Below are 14771 nucleotides of genomic sequence, written 5' to 3' on the forward strand. Positions count from 1 at the left end.
CGACGATCCTCCACGGGCGGGCTGTGCGCACCACGCTATCGGACCGGCGACCCATCGCCCTCTTGACGCGCGCCGGAAAGGGGACTAGCGTCACTGTTCGCGTCAGAAGTCGAGAAAGGAGGTCCCCGAAATGATGCTGCACCTGAACACCACGGGAGGAATCCCTCCCGTCCGTGCGCGCGCGGGGATCGTCTCCTTCGGCGCGTTCCCGGCCGCCTGCTGACCGGCGCACAGGAGAACTCCGCCCGCATCCGGGCGTGATCGCTTCCGCGTAGCCGCCTCCGCGCACGAGCCCATCCGCGTGTCCATGCGCGTCTGCCGCAGCCCGGCACCACTGCGTCCCGGCGCCACCTCGCCCGGGGCCATCCGTGGAGAGCCTGAGCTCTCCCCCGCTCGAAAGCATCATCATGCATCCCTTCAGCGCGTCTGCACCGCACGCCGCCGATCCCGAACGCCGCCGCATCCGTCTCGCCCAGCGCGACCGTGAGCTGCGCGAGCGGGAGTGGCAGCGCCGCATGCAGATCATCCCCTTCCTCTGACAGCACCGGCATCCGCGGATGCCGCACACACAAGGACTTCTCATGACGCACATCCCCGGGGTCGAGTTCCGGCCCCTCACCATCCCGGTCGGCATGTCGGACGAGTTCCGCCAGTTCACCGATGTCCGCAACCGCATCTACCGGGAGGTCGCCGGCAACAACGACGACGACCTCACTCCGGAAGAACTGCTGCCGCACTACCAGGAGGATCCCGACGAGATCCGTTTCGTCTGGACGGTCCACGCCGACGGCGAGCTCATCGGCCGCGTCGGCGTGGACTTCCCCCTGGAGGAGGGCTCCCGCAACGGGTTCTGGCTCGTCGAACTGCTCGCCGCCCATCACGGGCGGGGCATCGGTTCCGCCGGCTACCCGCTGATCGAGCACGCCGCACGCGAGCACGGGCGCACCGTGCTGCAGTCGTGGGCGCAGCATCCCGCGAGCGACGGTCCCCGCATCGCCGCGCCGACGGGCTTCGGCTCCGTCCCCGACGACCACGTCGCCCGGTTCTACCGCCGCCACGGCTACACGCTCGAACAGGTCGAGCGGCAGAGCAACCTCGACCTCGCGGCCTCGGAGCAGACTGTGACCCGGTTGCTGGCCGAGGCCGAGCAGGCGGCGGCCGGCTACCGGGTCGTGCAGTGGTTCGCCCCCACCCCGCCCGAGTTCGTCGACGGCTACGCGTGGGTGAAGTCGCGCATGTCGACCGACACCCCCAACGCCGAGCTGGTCTTCGACGAGGAGGTGTGGGATGCCGCGCGCATCGCCCGGCACGACGCGAAGTACGTCGACGCCGGCCGCACGGTGCTCGTCACCGCTGCCGAGCACCTCGACAGCGGCCGGCTGGTCGCCTTCAACGAACTCGTCCTCGGCACCGATCCGGAAGGCCCCAGCCACCAGGAGGACACGCTCGTGCTCAAGGAGCACCGCGGTCATCGGCTGGGCCTGCTCGTGAAGTGCGCCGGGCTGCGACGCTGGCGCGCCGAGGTCGCGCCGCACTCGCCGAAGGTCATCACCTACAACGCCGAGGAGAACCGGCCCATGCTCGACATCAACGAGGCGATCGGATTCCTCCCGGTCGCTTATGAGGGCGCCTGGAAGAAGGTGCTGTCGTGAGCGAGGCGATCGACATCACGCCGGTGGTGCTTCCCGACGCCGTCGACGCGCCGGATGCCGACGACCTGCACGCGCTGATCGACGTCTTCAACCGGGCGCTCGAGTACGATCTGGGCGTCGATCACCTGCGCTGGGAGGCGTCGGAGATGCTGCCCGAGTGGCGCGACCAGACCTACCGGATGCACCAGGGCTTCCTCGCCCGTCGGGGCGGCCGGGCCGTGGGCGCGGCGCAGCTGACGGCACCGCGGGAGGAGGGTGCGCGCGCGCTCGAGTTCGACCTGCTGGCCGCGCCCGAGGCCCGCGACTGCGGTGTCGAAGCGGCCCTCCTGAAGCGCCTGTACGCGCAGGCGCTCGAGTGGGAGCGTCCGGTCGTGCAGACCTACACGCTCCACCGCATCGACGAGGCGGCGGAGCGCCTTGCGGCGCCGACCGGGTTCGGATGGGTGCCGCGCGACGCGCAGACCGCGCTCTACCTCGACAGCGGGTTCGCGCTGGGCCAGGTCGAGCGCAATAGCATGTTCGACCTGCGTGCCGACCCGAGCGGCGTGCGCGCCATGCTCGCGGGCGCCGAGGACGCCGCCGGCCCCGAGTACCGCCTGGAGCAGTGGACCGGGGCGACGCCGGATGCGCTCGTCGAGGGCTTCGCGTTCGTCCTGTCGCGCATGTCGACCGATCCTCCGCAGGCCGGCCTCGAGGTCGTCGAGACGGTGTGGGATGCCGACCGCGTGCGCAGCCGCGATGCACGCCTGGCCGCAAGCGGCCTGCTCGTGCTGGTGTCCGCCGTCGTGCACGTGCCGACCGGTCGGGTCGTCGCGTACAACGAGCTGACGATCGGGGCCGACCGCACCCGCAAGACGCAGCAGTGGGGCACGCTCGTCGTCAAAGAGCACCGCGGCCACCGGCTCGGGACGATCGTCAAGTGCGCCGGCATCCTGCGCTGGCGCGAGCTCGTGCCCGAGTCGCCGTTCATCACGACGTTCAACGCCGAGGAGAACCGCCCCATGCTCGACGTCAACGAGGCGATCGGGTTCACTCCGATCGTCATCGCCGGCGCCTGGCAGAAGGAGCTGGCGTGACCGGGTTGCCGAGACCTTTCAGGCGCTCCAGACGCTGACAAGATGCCGATCATCGGGGACGAGCGCGTCTCGGAGACCTGCATCGAAGGTCGCGACCTTCGTCCCCCGCGCCGCGGCCAGATTGACCAGGTGAAGATCCGTCACCTGCCGACGCCCCATGAGCACGCGCAGATCGATGCGCGATTCGGCGAGCGACGTGTCGTCGTCGATGAAGCGCCAGCCGCTCACACGCCGAATGGCACGGAGCTGCCCGATTGCTTCGGACCCACTGACCCGGCGACCCACGACTTCCGGAGTGAGCAGCATGCGCAAGAGCCCTGCTTCCGTGACTCCACACGTACTCCATGACGTCAGTTCCGTGAAGCGCCGGTGCGCGACCTGATGATGGACGTGGTGGTCCCAGGTCAGGGCCAGGAGCACGTTGACATCAAGCAGCATCGCCGGGCTCGTCGTCACGGAAGGCTGCGACGAGTTCGTCAGTCACGAGGTGGCCCGCGACGCCGGCAAGAATCGGGAACGCGGATGCCGTGCCCTGCGTCGCGTCCGGCGCTCCGACTCCCGCGAGAGCGAGAGCGGAGACGGCCTTGCCGAGAGAAATGCGCTCTGCGTTCGCCTTCGCGCGCGCGACGCTGAGCACCACAGGGTCGAGATCGAGCGTCGTACGCATATCCGCATCATAACATCACCGCATCATCCGACTGCCGTCACTCGGAGTGCTGAAGCGGCCACGCCGCGAATGTCCCAAGGCCTGAGCGTCTGCGAGGCTCTGAGTATGCAACAGCGGCTTCACTTCCTGTCCGAGAGTGTCCGCAACCGCCCATCTGTGAACACTCAAGCGCTCTGAAATACTGGCCTCATGCGCATTGACACGCCCCGTCTTCACCTCCGAGAGATGACGGGGCTCGACCTTCCTGCGCTTCGCGAGATCCTGCAAGACGAGCAGACGATGACCGCATACGAGGGCGCATTCGACGATGCCATGACCGACGCCTGGCTACGACGCATGATCGAGAGATACAGACCGCCACGGGAACGCTTCACGCAGAGCCTTGAGAGGATGCCGGATGGGCGACGATGTCACCCCCACGCACGTGAGGATTTCCTACGGGCGCTACGGGCGGATTACCTTCGCACTTCCGGATCACCTGAACGATCCGCTCGACCACACGAATGCGTTCACCTATCTCGACGGAAAGACCCACTGGGCCGAGGTCTGGGCACCGCTCCCCGCACCGTTCGACGGCGATTGGCGGCTGCCCGGCATCGATTTCAACCACTGGCCGGAAGCCTACTTCCAGGTCGCGGGCAGGCGTGGCCGTCTACTCGTCGAGATCCGCGAGCGGATCGGCGACGGCTATCGGCAGTTCGCGGTGGGCCGGAACAGCAATCCACACGAGTTCCGCGACGAGACGCCGAACGAGGTCATCCAGATCGGCGAGCACACGGCGACCGTGTTCCCGCACGAGGTGTGGACCTCTGCCAAGGCCACTCCGTTGCTGCAGCACTGGATCCGGCATGGAGTCCTGCCATCCGAGGTCACCCTGCGCGCTCTGAACCTCAGAACCGACAGGTGAGACACCACCCGCTCAGCGGTGCGTGCCGCCCGAAGGCGAACGCCACTGCTGCAACCAATGGCCAGCCTCACCGCCGCCGCCGGCTGCGCGCTCTGAAGTGACCCGACCGGTTCATGAACGCCTCCCGACGGATCGGCCGGCCGCGGCGCGGGCACGGCTGTCCCGTGCACCCGTAGGCGTTCAGCGAGTGCGCGAAGCAGCCCGCCTGCCGCAGCTTCTCACGTTCATGTGCGCGGGCGCATCCGGCCTTGTCCGGTAGTTCGCAACCGTGGACGTGTCCTCTCAGAGATACAGGCCGGTGACGTGGTTATTGAACATCCTTCGCTCCAGACCGTTGATCTCGGCCGCATCATTCGTGAGCCCCACATAACCGTTCGACTCGGTTGAGAACAGGCCCGCCGCGGCCGCTGTCTCGACAAGCCTGGGCACCCAGCTTTTCTCATGTCGATAGGTCACGACCGAGACTCCGCGCTGAACGAGACGAACGACAACGTCGATGAGGCCGGGATCAACATCGGACGGATCGGCGGAAGAATGATCCGCCTTTTGAACACCGCCCGACACCTGTAGCCGTTCCAGTGAATCAATCTGCAGCAGCACATCGCCGGCTTGCCCATCGAGCGGGAGGCACAGCGACTTCAGCGAGGTGTGGGCAAGCGGCGCAAGGTTCGTCTGCTTCGAGAGATTCGCAAGATCGAGGTGCTCCAGGCAGGGCAGTTCCTCGAGGAACGACAAATCAAGGGTGCCGGAGTCGTAGACGAGTATGTTCAGCTCGCGCAGATTCTGACAGGCCGCGAGCGGCGCAAGGTCAAGAGATTTCGGAACGATGATGTCGAGTGCGCAGAGATCGGCAACGGCGTCGAGCCCTGTCACGTTCGTGGTCATGCCGAGCCGGAGCACCCTGCTGTTGAACATGGTTGCAGCGAAGTCGTGCCGGTCAAATGCACCCCACGCGACGTGCAACTCTTTGAGCATCGCGTCCGAGTACTTGCCGTCACTTGCATACTGCGACAACACTTCGAATGCGGCAGGCCCGCCGATCGCGCCAAGCGCCCGCACCGCAGCGACTTTTGCGCTGGCCTTCTGCTTCGGGATCGGCAGGAGCACAGCGGGATCGGGGTTCGCGTGTGCGGCCAGCCAGGCCTTCACCTCCGTGGCTTTCTGCGGCGCCTCGATCACTTCGCCCACGTTGCGCTCCTCCACGACTTCTGATGAAACCGCAATCGTATCTTTCGCGCAGCCTCAACACACTGTCGGATGAGGTCCTCGTCGGAGACCAGCTCGTCCGATGCGCGCAGCAGCTCTGGCAGCGAAACGAGCCGCGGGACGGTCGCGGGCTTGCCGAGGAACGCCCGTCCTCCCGGTCGCCGGTAGCGCAGCGCGCCTTGGCGCGTGTCATCACTGACGCCGAGGAGGAAGTCAAAGTCGTCCCGCCGGCGGGGAGTCCGGCCCGCCTCGCGGGCGCGGGCCCGCTCGGCTTTCTCGATGAGGTTGCGACCCCAGCGATCGGGGGCGCTGTCGGCGAAGGCGCGCACCAGCCCGCTCTGGTGCTGCGCGCCCGAGGCCAGCGGCAGTGCTGGGTCGATGCTCGTGCCGCCGCCGGCCAGGTAGCCGGGTCGTAGAGGAAGACCGTCGCGACCTGGCCCCGCGCCCGGGTGAAGTGCGCCTGGCCCACCAGGCGCGCGCCGCCCGCCCCGTCGACGAGAACCTCGACGTGGTCATCGCCCGCGCTTGTTCGCAAGACTCCCGGCGCGCAGGCGACCGATGTCGCTGTTCAGCGGATCCACGGCCCCGACGACCTGGTCGAACACCCCGAGGGCGCGCAGTACCTGCGCGACATTGCCGAAGCCCGCCGTCGGGTCGCCGTTCTCGATCTTGCGCAGGGTGTCGCGGGTGATGCCGGCACAGCGGCGCACTTCCGGGGCCTGTTCGAGCGCGGCGAGACACCGGTCACCGCGCTGGGGCGGCGTGCCGTCGCCCTGGCCACGCTCCCCGTCGTCGCACACCACCGCCCGGACGCCGTCGTGGTCTGGTGCGACGCCCACGCCCACGCCGACGTCAACACAACACACTCGGGAGCACCACCACCGGCTACCTCGGCGGCCTCGCACTGTCCGGACCCCTCGGCGGATGGTCCTCTGCCCTCGCCGCGGGTGTGGCGACGGAAAACGTCATCCTCTCCGGCGTCCGCGACGTCGACCCACCGGAGACCGAGCTCGTCGGCGCGGCCAGGCTGGTCGTCGTCGCTGCTCGACGCCCTCGCCCGCGCTCGACGCCCTCCGGTGACCGACTTTCAGGCTGCCCGCACTGCAGCCGTCACACGATCGGGGTAGGTAGGTTGGGGTGATGATGTCGAAAGAAGAGTACGTCGCCCGAGCCGCTGCCGACGACGAGTGGGCGCCCGGGTGGGAGGCCATCGATCAGGCCTTCGCACAGCACTATCCGGGCGTAGAGCCCCCACACCTTGCTTCGAACATGGCTGCTCGCGCGATTTTCGGCGGGTCTGAGTTTCTCGACGGCGTGAGCTTCTTCCCGAGCCCCAACGGATACCAGCATCTGGTCTCCTACGGCATGACAGCACTCTACGCCGAAGAGGCCTCGTACGGCGGTGACGACAGCGGCTGGGGGTACGAGATGACCATGAAGGTTCGCTCCGACACCCCGGAAGATGCGTACTGGGCGGCCGATGTTCTCAGGAACCTTGCGCGGTACACCTACACGTCACAGCGGTGGTTCGAGCCGTTCCAGTCCATCGGTGGCCAAGGTACCCCCATCCGCGTCGGAAGCGACAGCCTACTGACCAGTCTCCTCGTCGTCCCCGACACGGAGATTCTCGGCGTCGATACCGTTCACGGCCGCGTTGAGTTCTTGCAGCTCGTGGGCATCACCCAGGCGGAGTTCGAATGGCTCACCGCCGATTCCACCGCAGACTCCCTCACGCGTTCGCAGCGACTCGCAGCTGCTCTGAAGGAGGACGGCAATCCGTTGCTGGTCACCGATCTGTCGCGAACACACAGCCTTTTCTGACTGACTTTTCTGACTGAGAAAATCGCTTCGTGCGCTCACCGCCGCCGTTGACATCCCGGGCAGAAGTGCGACGAGCGTCCGCCGATCACCACGCGGCGCAGGGGCTCCCCGCAACGATCGCACGGCTGGCCGGTTCGCCCGTATGAATGCAGTGAGTGCGCGAAGTAGCCGCTCTTCCCACGTACTTCGACATTGCGGTTCACCTTGTCGAGGCTATGTTCACGCCTTCCCCGCGGTGGCGATCACCGTGTTCACCCGAGGCTCGATCGACTCGGCCATCATCGTGATCTCCTGCTCACGGACGCCGTTCATCCGCGCGGCGTCGCGCCACCCGGTGACCGCTCCGGCTACGCGCGCGATCCGCTCGCGTGCCTGGGCGGGCGAGAGGCTGCACTCCTCTGCCAAGGCGAGCAGTGCCTCGGCCTCGTCGGGCGGGGCGTCGGCACCCATGATCGTGGTCGAGCGGGCCCGCTGCGGGTCGGGGTTCGGGTTGACGTCGAACACGGGGCTCAGCATCCACGAACCGCGATCGGCGAGGAGGCCGTGGTTGCGCAGATGGTCGTCCGTGTTACCGAGCGCGACGCCCGCGACGACGCGGTCGAAGAGCTCGTGGTGGTCGGCCCGAGGCGAGAGCGACAGGTCCCGCATCGCCTCGGCGATCTCGGCGTAGTCGCGGTGCTCTCCGTCTGCGGCACTCAGCGCCGTCATCGCGCTGATGTAGCCGATCCGGTGCCCCTCGCCCGTCCGGTCGAACCGGCGCAGGATCAGCACGCTGCGCTCGCCCACCCGGGCGAGCCGTCGCTGTGGCACCCGGATGCCCGCGGCCTCCAGCAGATCGAGCGCCGTCGCCTCCCAGGCCATGACGTCCCACCGGTCGCTGGAATGCGGGAACTTCGCGATCGCCAGCGAGCCGTCCTCGAGGCGCACGGACGCCTTGGGCCGCGCGCCGCCCAGGCCGGTCGTGCCGGTGTCGAGCAGTTGCTTGACGGCCCGGCTCGGATCCTCGTCCGAGGCGAGCTCGTCCGATGCGCGCAGCAGCTCCGGCAGCGAGACGAGCCGGGGGACAGTCGCGGGCTTCCCGAGGAACTCCTCGCTGCCTGGCAATCGGTAGCGCAGTGCTCCCTGCCGCGTGTCGTCGCTGACGCCCAGGAGGAAGTCGAGGTCGTCCAGCCGGCGCGGCACGCGGCTCTCGTCGCGCGCACGCGCGCGCTCCGCCTTCTCTACGAGGTTGCGGCCCCAGCGATCGGGAGCGCTGTCGGCGAAGGCGCGCACCAGACCGGACTGGTGCTGCGCGCCCGAGACCAGCGGTAGGGCGGGGTCGATGCTCGTGCCGTCGCTCGACAGGTAGCCCGGGTCGTAGAGGAACGTGGTGGAGATCTGGCCGCGCTGCCTGGTGAAGTGTGCCTGGCCCACCACGCGCGCGCCACCCGCCTCGTCCACGAGGACTTCGACGGTGGTCATCGCGCGCGCTTCTTCGCGAGGCTCCCCGCACGCAGGCGGCCGATGTCGCTTTTGAGCGGGTCGACAGCCTCGACCACCTGGTCGAGCACGCCGAGGGCGCGCAGCACCTGCGCGACGTTGCCGAAGCCCGCACTCGGGTCGCCCGCCTCGATCTTGCGCAGGGTGTCCCGGGTGATCCCGGAGCGCTCGGACACCTGCTGCGCCGTCAGGCCCAGGACCATGCGCCAGCCCCGCACGTGCTCGCCGAACTCGGCAAGCTGTCGGTCGATCTTGTACCCGACCATGGCACATTCTCCTCTCCTACTACGACGACTATCGTAGCCGGATAGCCATGATATGGCGAGCATAGTCGTCACAATCAAAGAAGTGCATATCGAAGCCGCGAACTCGCGCGGCTCTCGCGGGCCCACGAGGCCGGTCTCCTCCGAAGCTTCGCGCAGCACCGCGTCCTCCGGCGTCTCGCCGGGCCGGACCGTCCCCGCCGGGACCTGCAGCCCGGCCTAGTCCCAGGGCTGGTCGGCATGGCGCAGGACGACGATCCTCTCGTCTCGCACGATGTAGACAACGACCTTCTTCGGGCGGTCTACCGGATACTCGGACGAGACCGTCATATCTCCATTCTCCCGGAGTCGAGCACCGAGCGACACGGCGGCCGCGGTCGGCGACGCGAGGGGCGGAGAGCCAGGCCGCGGTCAGGTCGTCGAAGATATGGCGGCCTCGCAGATCCAGCGCCGCTGTCGGCGGGTCTCCACCGCACGCCGATGACAGCTACGAGTTCTCTCACCCCGCAGGGGCTATGTATCGAGCGTGAGAAGCAGGGCGGGCAACATTATCGCCGCGGCCGGCGCTGACAGCGCGGGCAGAAGTAGCTCGACCGATTCATGAACGGCTCTCGCACGATCAGGGTGCCGCATCGCTCGCAGGGTTCTCCGGCCCTGGAATAGCAATGCAGAAAACGTGAGAAGTAGCCGGCCTGTCCGTTGACGTTGACGTACTGGGCGTCGAAGCTGGTGCCGCCCTCGGCGAGGGCCTTGTGCAGCACGGCCCGAACCTCGTCGAGCAGCCGGCGGACGGCGCGCGCCGACAGGACGGATGCCGGGGTCTCCGGGTGGATGCGGGCCGCCCACAGCGCCTCGTCGGCATAGATGTTGCCGACACCGCTCAGCGTCGTCTGGTCCAGCAGCACCCGCTTGATCGCCGACCGCTTCGCACGGATGGCAGCGACGACCAACGACTCCGATAAGGCCGGATCCAGCGGGTCGCGAGCGATGTGGACGACCTGCGACGGAGTGGCGGCGGCATCCGTCCCCCAGCCACCGGGCGCGCCGTCCGGCGTCGGCACGAGCCGGTCGACGGCGAGGGAGCCGAAGGTGCGCTGATCGGCGAACACGACAGCGAGTTCGCCGTGCGCGGGGTGCTCGATCTCCAGCCGGATGCGCTCATGGCGCTCGGTCGGCGCGCCCGGGGCGCGCAGCAGCAACTGCCCGCTCATCCCGAGGTGCCCGACGATCGCCTCTGCGGTGCCGGTGGACGCATCCAGTGGCAGCCAGAGGAACTTGCCACGGCGCGCGGCCGCGACGACGGTCCGACCGGTCAGCGCGCGTTCGAACGAGGCCACGTCACCGACGTGCCGGGTGAGCGCCCGCGGGTCGTGCACCGTGACGGCGGCGATGCGCGCGCCCACGACCGCGGGCGCGAGGCCGGCACGGACGACCTCGACCTCGGGAAGCTCGGGCACCGATTCAGGTCCGGTCGTTGAGGGCGCGCCAGACGGCGAGAGCCGCAGCCATCTCGGCCTGCTTCTTGCTCGATCCCACCCCGCTGAGGGTGACATCGCCGACCGTGACCATCGCGGTGAACACGCGGTGATGGTCGGGTCCCTCGGCGGTGACCGCATACACCGGCGGTGCGAGCTCGCGCCGGGCGGCGAGCTCCTGCAGGCTGGTCTTGGGGTCCATCGCAGCGCCGTAACGCTCCGGGTCCGCCATGAGCGGTTCGACGAGCCGCAGGACGAGACCCGTCGCCGCATCGGCCCCCGCCGACAGGAACGTCGCCCCGATCACCGCCTCCATCGTGTCGGCGAGGATCGAGTCCTTGTCGCGGCCGCCGGTCTGGTCCTCACCGCGCCCCAGACGCAGATGCGCGCCCAGGCCGATGCCGCGGGCGACCTCGGCCAGCGCGACCGTGGAGACGACGCTCGCGCGCCGCTTGGCGAGCGATCCCTCGTCCAGGTCGGGGTTGCGCGTGAACAGGTGCACCGTCACGGCCTGCCCGAGAATCGAGTCGCCGAGGAACTCCAGGCGTTCGTTGTGCGCGATGCCGCCGTTCTCGTACGCGAACGAACGGTGGGTCAGGGCAAGCGACAGAAGCTCGGGGTCGATCTCGACCCCGAGCCTGTCGATGAGCACTCCGTGCCCGGTCACAGCATCCGCCACGAGGAGGCCGGTGCGATCAGACGTCGGCGACCTTGCGGCCCTTGTACTCGAGGAACAGCTCGGTACCCTGCGAGTCGGTGACGACCTTGGCCTGGTGCGGGCGGCTGTAGACGACCTTGCCGTTCTCGACGGTCTTGACGAGCGCGGGCGCCTCGGCCTTCCACTGCGCGCGACGCGAACGCGTGTTGGAGCGGGAGACCTTCCGCTTCGGGGGGTTACCTGCCATGGCTAGCTCTTCTCTGTGTTGTCGGCGTCGGGGCGCGCGGCCTCGTCGTCTTGGTCTGTGGTGGAGGCCGCCATCGCGGCCAGCGCAGTCCAGCGCGGGTCGATCGGGGATTCCTGCGCGCTCTCTTCGGTCAGCTTCTCGCCCGTGGTCGGATCAAGACCGAGGCAGTCGGGCTGACAGACCGGCTGGAATGGAAGCGACAGGACGATCGAATCCCTGACCGGAGTTTCAAGATCCACGTGGTCGTCTTGAACCTCGAAGTCAATCGCTTCCGTCTCAGAATACCCGAAGAGCTCGACAAACTCGACTTCGACGGGCCGGGCGATGTCGGTGAGGCACCGGCCGCACACGCCCACGTACCGCGTCTCGGCCTCGACCGTCGCGAGGATTCCCTCGTGCACCGACTCCAGCCGGACCTGCAGTTCGATGGGCTCGCCCGAGGGGACCGCCACCAGTCCCTCGCCCCATTTCGCCGGGGCGGGCACCTCGATGTCGAACTCGCGCATCTCCCCCGCGCGATGCGAGATGTCGCGCACCGGGAAGACGAAGGGGCCGTTCACATGCTTGTTCACCACGCGCTTCATCGTAGCCGCCGGGGCGCCGGCCGGTTCAGCGACCGCGTGCGCCGGTGTCGAGGAAGCGGGCCACCGGTGCGGGCACGAACGGCGATACGTCGCCGCCGAGCGCCGCGACCTGCCGCACGAGCGAGCTCGACACGAGCGCGTGCGCCGGGTCGGGCAGGAGGAACACCGTCTCGATCTCCGCGAGGTGCCGGTTGACGATCGCCATCGGCGTCTCGTAGGCGACGTCGACCTGCGACCGGATGCCCTTGACGAGGATGCCGGCATCCACATCCTCGGCGTAGTCGACGAGCAGGCCCATGCTCCACGACGCGACGACGACGTTGCCGCCGATGCCCTGCTCGGCGATCGACTGCTCGAGCAGGCTGAGCCGCTGCGCGATCGGCAGCATCGCCTCTTTGTCGGGATTGTGCACGACGAGGACGTGCAACTCGTCGTAGAGCGAGGCGGCCCGGCGGATGACGTCGAGGTGCCCGAGCGTCGGCGGATCGAACGACCCCGGGACCACCGCGATGCGGTTGTTCATGGGTTCGAGCCTACCGGCCGCCGGCTCCGCAGGGCGCGTCAGGACTTGCCGAGCGCCGCCCTCTCCTGCTGGTCGAGCCGGCGCTCGATCGCCGCGGCGAGCCCGGGATGCCGCAGCAGCGCCGGATCGTCGTCGAGCACCCGCTCGGCGGCGGCCCGCGCGAGGGCGATGAGGTCGGCGTCGGCGACGACGCGCAGCAGCCGCAGCGAACTGCGCGCGCCCGACTGCGCGTCACCGAGCACATCGCCCTCGCCGCGCAGCTCGAGGTCGATGTCGGCGAGGTGGAACCCGTCGGTCGATGAGGCGACGGCATCCACGCGCGAGCGCGCCGGCGTGCCCTCCGGTGCCTCGGTCACGAGCAGGCACAGACCCGGCACCGCGCCGCGCCCGACGCGCCCGCGCAGCTGATGCAACTGCGACACGCCGAAGCGGTCGGCTTCGAGGATCACCATCGTCGACGCGTTCGCGACGTCGACGCCGACCTCGACCACCGTCGTCGCGACGAGGACGTCGATGTCGCCGCGGGCGAACGCCTGCATGATCGCGTCCTTCTGCTCCCCCGGCATGCGTCCGTGGAGGGTCTCGACGCGCAGGCCGTCGTACGCGGGGATGCCGGCCAGCAGCTCCCGCACCTGCACGACACCCCAACGGGTGCGCGCCTGCTCGCCCGCGACGAGGGGCGCCTCGTCGGCGGCATCCTTCGCGTCCTTGCCGCTGGCCTCTGCGTCGATCGCGGGACAGACGACGAACACCTGGTGGCCCGCCGCGACCTCTTCGGCCGCGCGCTGCCACACCCGCCCGAACCACCCGGGATGCTCGGCGAGGGGGGCGACGTGCGTCGTGATGCCGGCGCGCCCGGCGGGGAGCGTCCGGATCGTGGAGACGTCGAGGTCACCGAACACCGTCATCGCGACGGTCCGCGGGATCGGGGTCGCCGTCAGCACCAGCACGTGCGGCGACGTACCCTTCGCGCGCAGGGTCTCGCGCTGCTCGACGCCGAACCGGTGCTGCTCGTCGACGACGACGAGCCCCAGGTCGGCGAAGGTGGTGGAGGCGCTCAGCAGCGCGTGCGTGCCGACGACGATGCGCGCCTGACCGGATGCCGCCCGCAGCGCCGCCTTCCGACGCTCGGCGGCGGGCAGCTGGCCGGTGAGGAGCGTCGGCATCAGCTCGGGAGCCAGTTCGGGGCCGAGCATGCGCGCGATGGAGCGCACGTGCTGCGCGGCGAGCACCTCGGTCGGAGCGATGAGCGCCGACTGCCCGCCCGACTCGCCCACCTGCAGCATGGCGCGCAGGGCGACCAGGGTCTTGCCCGAGCCGACCTCTCCCTGCACGAGACGGTTCATCGGCCAGCCGCCCTGCAGGTCGGCGGCGATGCGGTCGCCGACGGCGACCTGATCGGGCGTGCGCGCGAACGGCAGCTGCGCGTCGAACCGCTCCAGGAGCGCGCCGGGCTGCCGGGAGGTGGCCGACATCATCCGCACGAACTGGCGCTGCTGCAGCAGGGCGGTCTGCAGCACGAACGCCTCGTGCATGCGCAGCGTGCGGCGCGCGGGGGCGACGTCGTCGATGAAGTCGGGCGCGTGGATCTTCTGCAGCGCGGTGCGCGCGTCGAGCAGATCCTGCGCGCGGCGGAACTCCTCCGGCAGCGGATCGGGCACGTCGCCGAGTTCGTCGAGCACCTCTCGGACTGCCCGCTGCACCTGCCACGTCGCCACGGTGCTCGTGGCGGGGTAGATCGGAATGGGCTCGTTCTGATGCGCCTCGGCCCGCAGGAGCGCCGCGTCCGGATCGTCGAAGAGCACGTATTCGGGGTGCGCGAGCTGCTGAACGCCCTTGAACTGGCCGACCTTGCCCGAGAAGATGCCCTGCGCCCCCACCTGCAGCTGATTCGCGCGCCAGGGCTGCCCGAAGAAGGTGAGGGTCAGGGCGCCCGCGCCGTCGCTGATGACCGCTTCGACGATCGTGCCCTTGCGGTTCTTCATCGGCCGCGACGTGACCGAGCGCACTTCCGCGACGATCGTGACCTGCTCGCCCAGCGGCAGCGAGGCGATGGGCGTCAGCTCGCCGCGTCGTGCGTAGCGGCGCGGGTAGTGCGTGAGCAGCTCGGCGACGGTGCGGATGCCGAACGCACGCTCGAACGTCGCCGCGGTCTTCGCCCCGAGCGCGTCGGTCAGACGCGTGTCGAGGGTGAACGGCGGCATGGCACGAGT

18 protein-coding genes and 3 pseudogenes are annotated in these 14771 nt (G+C 69.0%); 5 read left to right on the forward strand and 16 right to left on the reverse strand.

Annotated features, from left to right (window positions below; translation table 11 throughout):
- The first annotated feature begins 407 nt into the window (after positions 1 to 407).
- The 3 genes from QM720_RS13295 to QM720_RS13305 are packed head-to-tail and all read left to right on the forward strand — an operon-like array spanning position 408 to position 2728.
- Positions 408 to 539, forward strand: coding sequence for a hypothetical protein (locus QM720_RS13295; protein WP_415127278.1), 132 nt, complete (start codon positions 408 to 410; stop codon positions 537 to 539).
- 42 nt (positions 540 to 581) lie between these two features.
- The gene (locus QM720_RS13300; protein WP_415127280.1) at positions 582 to 1652 is read left to right on the forward strand and encodes a GNAT family N-acetyltransferase; all 1071 of its coding nucleotides are present in this window, start codon (positions 582 to 584) and stop codon (positions 1650 to 1652) included.
- Positions 1649 to 2728: a GNAT family N-acetyltransferase gene (locus QM720_RS13305; RefSeq protein ID WP_415127282.1), complete on the forward strand. Its 1080-nt coding sequence runs from the start codon at positions 1649 to 1651 to the stop codon at positions 2726 to 2728. Before QM720_RS13300 ends, QM720_RS13305 begins: the two co-directional genes overlap by 4 nt.
- 18 nt (positions 2729 to 2746) lie before the next feature.
- Here QM720_RS13305 and QM720_RS13310 read toward each other — a convergent pair whose 3' ends face one another.
- Both QM720_RS13310 and QM720_RS13315 read right to left on the reverse strand, forming a co-directional pair.
- Positions 2747 to 3166: a TA system VapC family ribonuclease toxin gene (locus QM720_RS13310; protein WP_415127284.1), complete on the reverse strand. Its 420-nt coding sequence runs from the start codon at positions 3164 to 3166 to the stop codon at positions 2747 to 2749.
- Entirely contained in the window at positions 3156 to 3395 is a 240-nt protein-coding gene (locus tag QM720_RS13315) for a hypothetical protein (RefSeq protein ID WP_415127286.1), read from the reverse strand. Before QM720_RS13315 ends, QM720_RS13310 begins: the two co-directional genes overlap by 11 nt.
- Before the next feature lie 397 nt (positions 3396 to 3792).
- Here QM720_RS13315 and QM720_RS13320 point away from each other — a divergent pair, with 397 nt between their 5' ends.
- Positions 3793 to 4302: a hypothetical protein gene (locus QM720_RS13320; protein WP_415127288.1), complete on the forward strand. Its 510-nt coding sequence runs from the start codon at positions 3793 to 3795 to the stop codon at positions 4300 to 4302.
- A 67-nt stretch (positions 4303 to 4369) separates the two neighbouring features.
- Here the strand turns inward: QM720_RS13320 and QM720_RS13325 are convergent.
- From QM720_RS13325 to QM720_RS13340, 4 genes and pseudogenes are all read right to left on the reverse strand, one after another.
- A pseudogene (locus QM720_RS13325) lies at positions 4370 to 4510 on the reverse strand (DNA-formamidopyrimidine glycosylase); the annotation flags it as partial.
- 74 nt (positions 4511 to 4584) lie between these two features.
- Positions 4585 to 5490, reverse strand: a complete 906-nt coding sequence (locus tag QM720_RS13330) for a leucine-rich repeat domain-containing protein (protein ID WP_415127290.1) — start codon at positions 5488 to 5490, stop codon at positions 4585 to 4587.
- On the reverse strand, positions 5478 to 5837 hold the full coding sequence (locus tag QM720_RS13335; protein ID WP_415127292.1) for a hypothetical protein: 360 nt from the start codon (positions 5835 to 5837) through the stop codon (positions 5478 to 5480). The genes QM720_RS13330 and QM720_RS13335 overlap by 13 nt, the downstream gene beginning before the upstream one ends.
- A gap of 183 nt (positions 5838 to 6020) precedes the next feature.
- Positions 6021 to 6347, reverse strand: coding sequence for a transcriptional regulator (locus QM720_RS13340; RefSeq protein ID WP_415127294.1), 327 nt, complete (start codon positions 6345 to 6347; stop codon positions 6021 to 6023).
- Between the two features lie 301 nt (positions 6348 to 6648).
- Between QM720_RS13340 and QM720_RS13345 the strand changes: the two genes are divergently transcribed.
- Positions 6649 to 7329 carry a suppressor of fused domain protein gene (locus tag QM720_RS13345; RefSeq protein WP_415127296.1) on the forward strand — a complete coding sequence of 227 codons (681 nt, stop codon included), beginning with the start codon at positions 6649 to 6651 and terminating at the stop codon, positions 7327 to 7329.
- Positions 7330 to 7364: 35 nt separating this feature from the next.
- On the opposite strand, the pseudogene QM720_RS13350 reads toward QM720_RS13345, so the two are convergent.
- The 10 genes and pseudogenes from QM720_RS13350 to QM720_RS13395 form a co-directional block, all read right to left on the reverse strand.
- Positions 7365 to 7520: pseudogene (locus QM720_RS13350) on the reverse strand (zinc finger domain-containing protein); the annotation flags it as partial.
- Positions 7521 to 7548: 28 nt separating this feature from the next.
- A complete protein-coding gene (locus QM720_RS13355; protein ID WP_415127298.1) occupies positions 7549 to 8790 on the reverse strand; it encodes a type II toxin-antitoxin system HipA family toxin in 1242 nt (413 codons plus the stop codon).
- Positions 8787 to 9074 (reverse strand): helix-turn-helix domain-containing protein, encoded by a 288-nt coding sequence (locus QM720_RS13360; protein ID WP_415127300.1) that lies wholly within the window; start codon positions 9072 to 9074, stop codon positions 8787 to 8789. Before QM720_RS13360 ends, QM720_RS13355 begins: the two co-directional genes overlap by 4 nt.
- Positions 9075 to 9206: 132 nt before the next feature.
- Positions 9207 to 9284 (reverse strand): annotated as a pseudogene (locus tag QM720_RS13365) (NUDIX domain-containing protein); the annotation flags it as partial.
- A gap of 335 nt (positions 9285 to 9619) precedes the next feature.
- The gene (gene mutM / locus QM720_RS13370; RefSeq protein ID WP_415127302.1) at positions 9620 to 10528 is read right to left on the reverse strand and encodes a bifunctional DNA-formamidopyrimidine glycosylase/DNA-(apurinic or apyrimidinic site) lyase; all 909 of its coding nucleotides are present in this window, start codon (positions 10526 to 10528) and stop codon (positions 9620 to 9622) included.
- A 4-nt stretch (positions 10529 to 10532) separates the two neighbouring features.
- Positions 10533 to 11225, reverse strand: coding sequence for a ribonuclease III (gene rnc / locus QM720_RS13375; RefSeq protein WP_415127304.1), 693 nt, complete (start codon positions 11223 to 11225; stop codon positions 10533 to 10535).
- Positions 11226 to 11241: 16 nt separating this feature from the next.
- Positions 11242 to 11451: a 50S ribosomal protein L32 gene (gene rpmF / locus QM720_RS13380; protein ID WP_050721097.1), complete on the reverse strand. Its 210-nt coding sequence runs from the start codon at positions 11449 to 11451 to the stop codon at positions 11242 to 11244.
- Positions 11452 to 11453: 2 nt separating this feature from the next.
- On the reverse strand, positions 11454 to 12011 hold the full coding sequence (locus QM720_RS13385; RefSeq protein ID WP_415127946.1) for a YceD family protein: 558 nt from the start codon (positions 12009 to 12011) through the stop codon (positions 11454 to 11456).
- A gap of 49 nt (positions 12012 to 12060) precedes the next feature.
- Positions 12061 to 12558, reverse strand: a complete 498-nt coding sequence (gene coaD, locus QM720_RS13390) for a pantetheine-phosphate adenylyltransferase (protein ID WP_415127306.1) — start codon at positions 12556 to 12558, stop codon at positions 12061 to 12063.
- Positions 12559 to 12596: 38 nt separating this feature from the next.
- Positions 12597 to 14762: an ATP-dependent DNA helicase RecG gene (locus tag QM720_RS13395; protein WP_415127308.1), complete on the reverse strand. Its 2166-nt coding sequence runs from the start codon at positions 14760 to 14762 to the stop codon at positions 12597 to 12599.
- Between the last annotated feature and the right edge of the window lie 9 nt (positions 14763 to 14771).

It is taken from the genome of Microbacterium sp. (genome assembly GCF_047602155.1).
Taxonomy (GTDB): Bacteria; Actinomycetota; Actinomycetes; order Actinomycetales; family Microbacteriaceae; genus Microbacterium.

Bases quoted from the DNA above. Each gene is read 5' to 3' on its own strand.
- QM720_RS13320 (WP_415127288.1), top strand. From the start codon at position 3,793: ATGGGCGACGATGTCACCCCCACGCACGTGAGGATTTCCTACGGGCGC.
- QM720_RS13315 (WP_415127286.1), bottom strand. From the start codon at position 3,395: ATGCGTACGACGCTCGATCTCGACCCTGTGGTGCTCAGCGTCGCGCGC.
- rpmF (WP_050721097.1), bottom strand. From the start codon at position 11,451: ATGGCAGGTAACCCCCCGAAGCGGAAGGTCTCCCGCTCCAACACGCGT.
- QM720_RS13310 (WP_415127284.1), bottom strand. From the start codon at position 3,166: ATGCTGCTTGATGTCAACGTGCTCCTGGCCCTGACCTGGGACCACCAC.
- coaD (WP_415127306.1), bottom strand. From the start codon at position 12,558: ATGAACAACCGCATCGCGGTGGTCCCGGGGTCGTTCGATCCGCCGACG.
- QM720_RS13300 (WP_415127280.1), top strand. From the start codon at position 582: ATGACGCACATCCCCGGGGTCGAGTTCCGGCCCCTCACCATCCCGGTC.
- QM720_RS13295 (WP_415127278.1), top strand. From the start codon at position 408: ATGCATCCCTTCAGCGCGTCTGCACCGCACGCCGCCGATCCCGAACGC.
- QM720_RS13355 (WP_415127298.1), bottom strand. From the start codon at position 8,790: ATGACCACCGTCGAAGTCCTCGTGGACGAGGCGGGTGGCGCGCGCGTG.
- QM720_RS13360 (WP_415127300.1), bottom strand. From the start codon at position 9,074: ATGGTCGGGTACAAGATCGACCGACAGCTTGCCGAGTTCGGCGAGCAC.
- QM720_RS13395 (WP_415127308.1), bottom strand. From the start codon at position 14,762: ATGCCGCCGTTCACCCTCGACACGCGTCTGACCGACGCGCTCGGGGCG.
- QM720_RS13345 (WP_415127296.1), top strand. From the start codon at position 6,649: ATGATGTCGAAAGAAGAGTACGTCGCCCGAGCCGCTGCCGACGACGAG.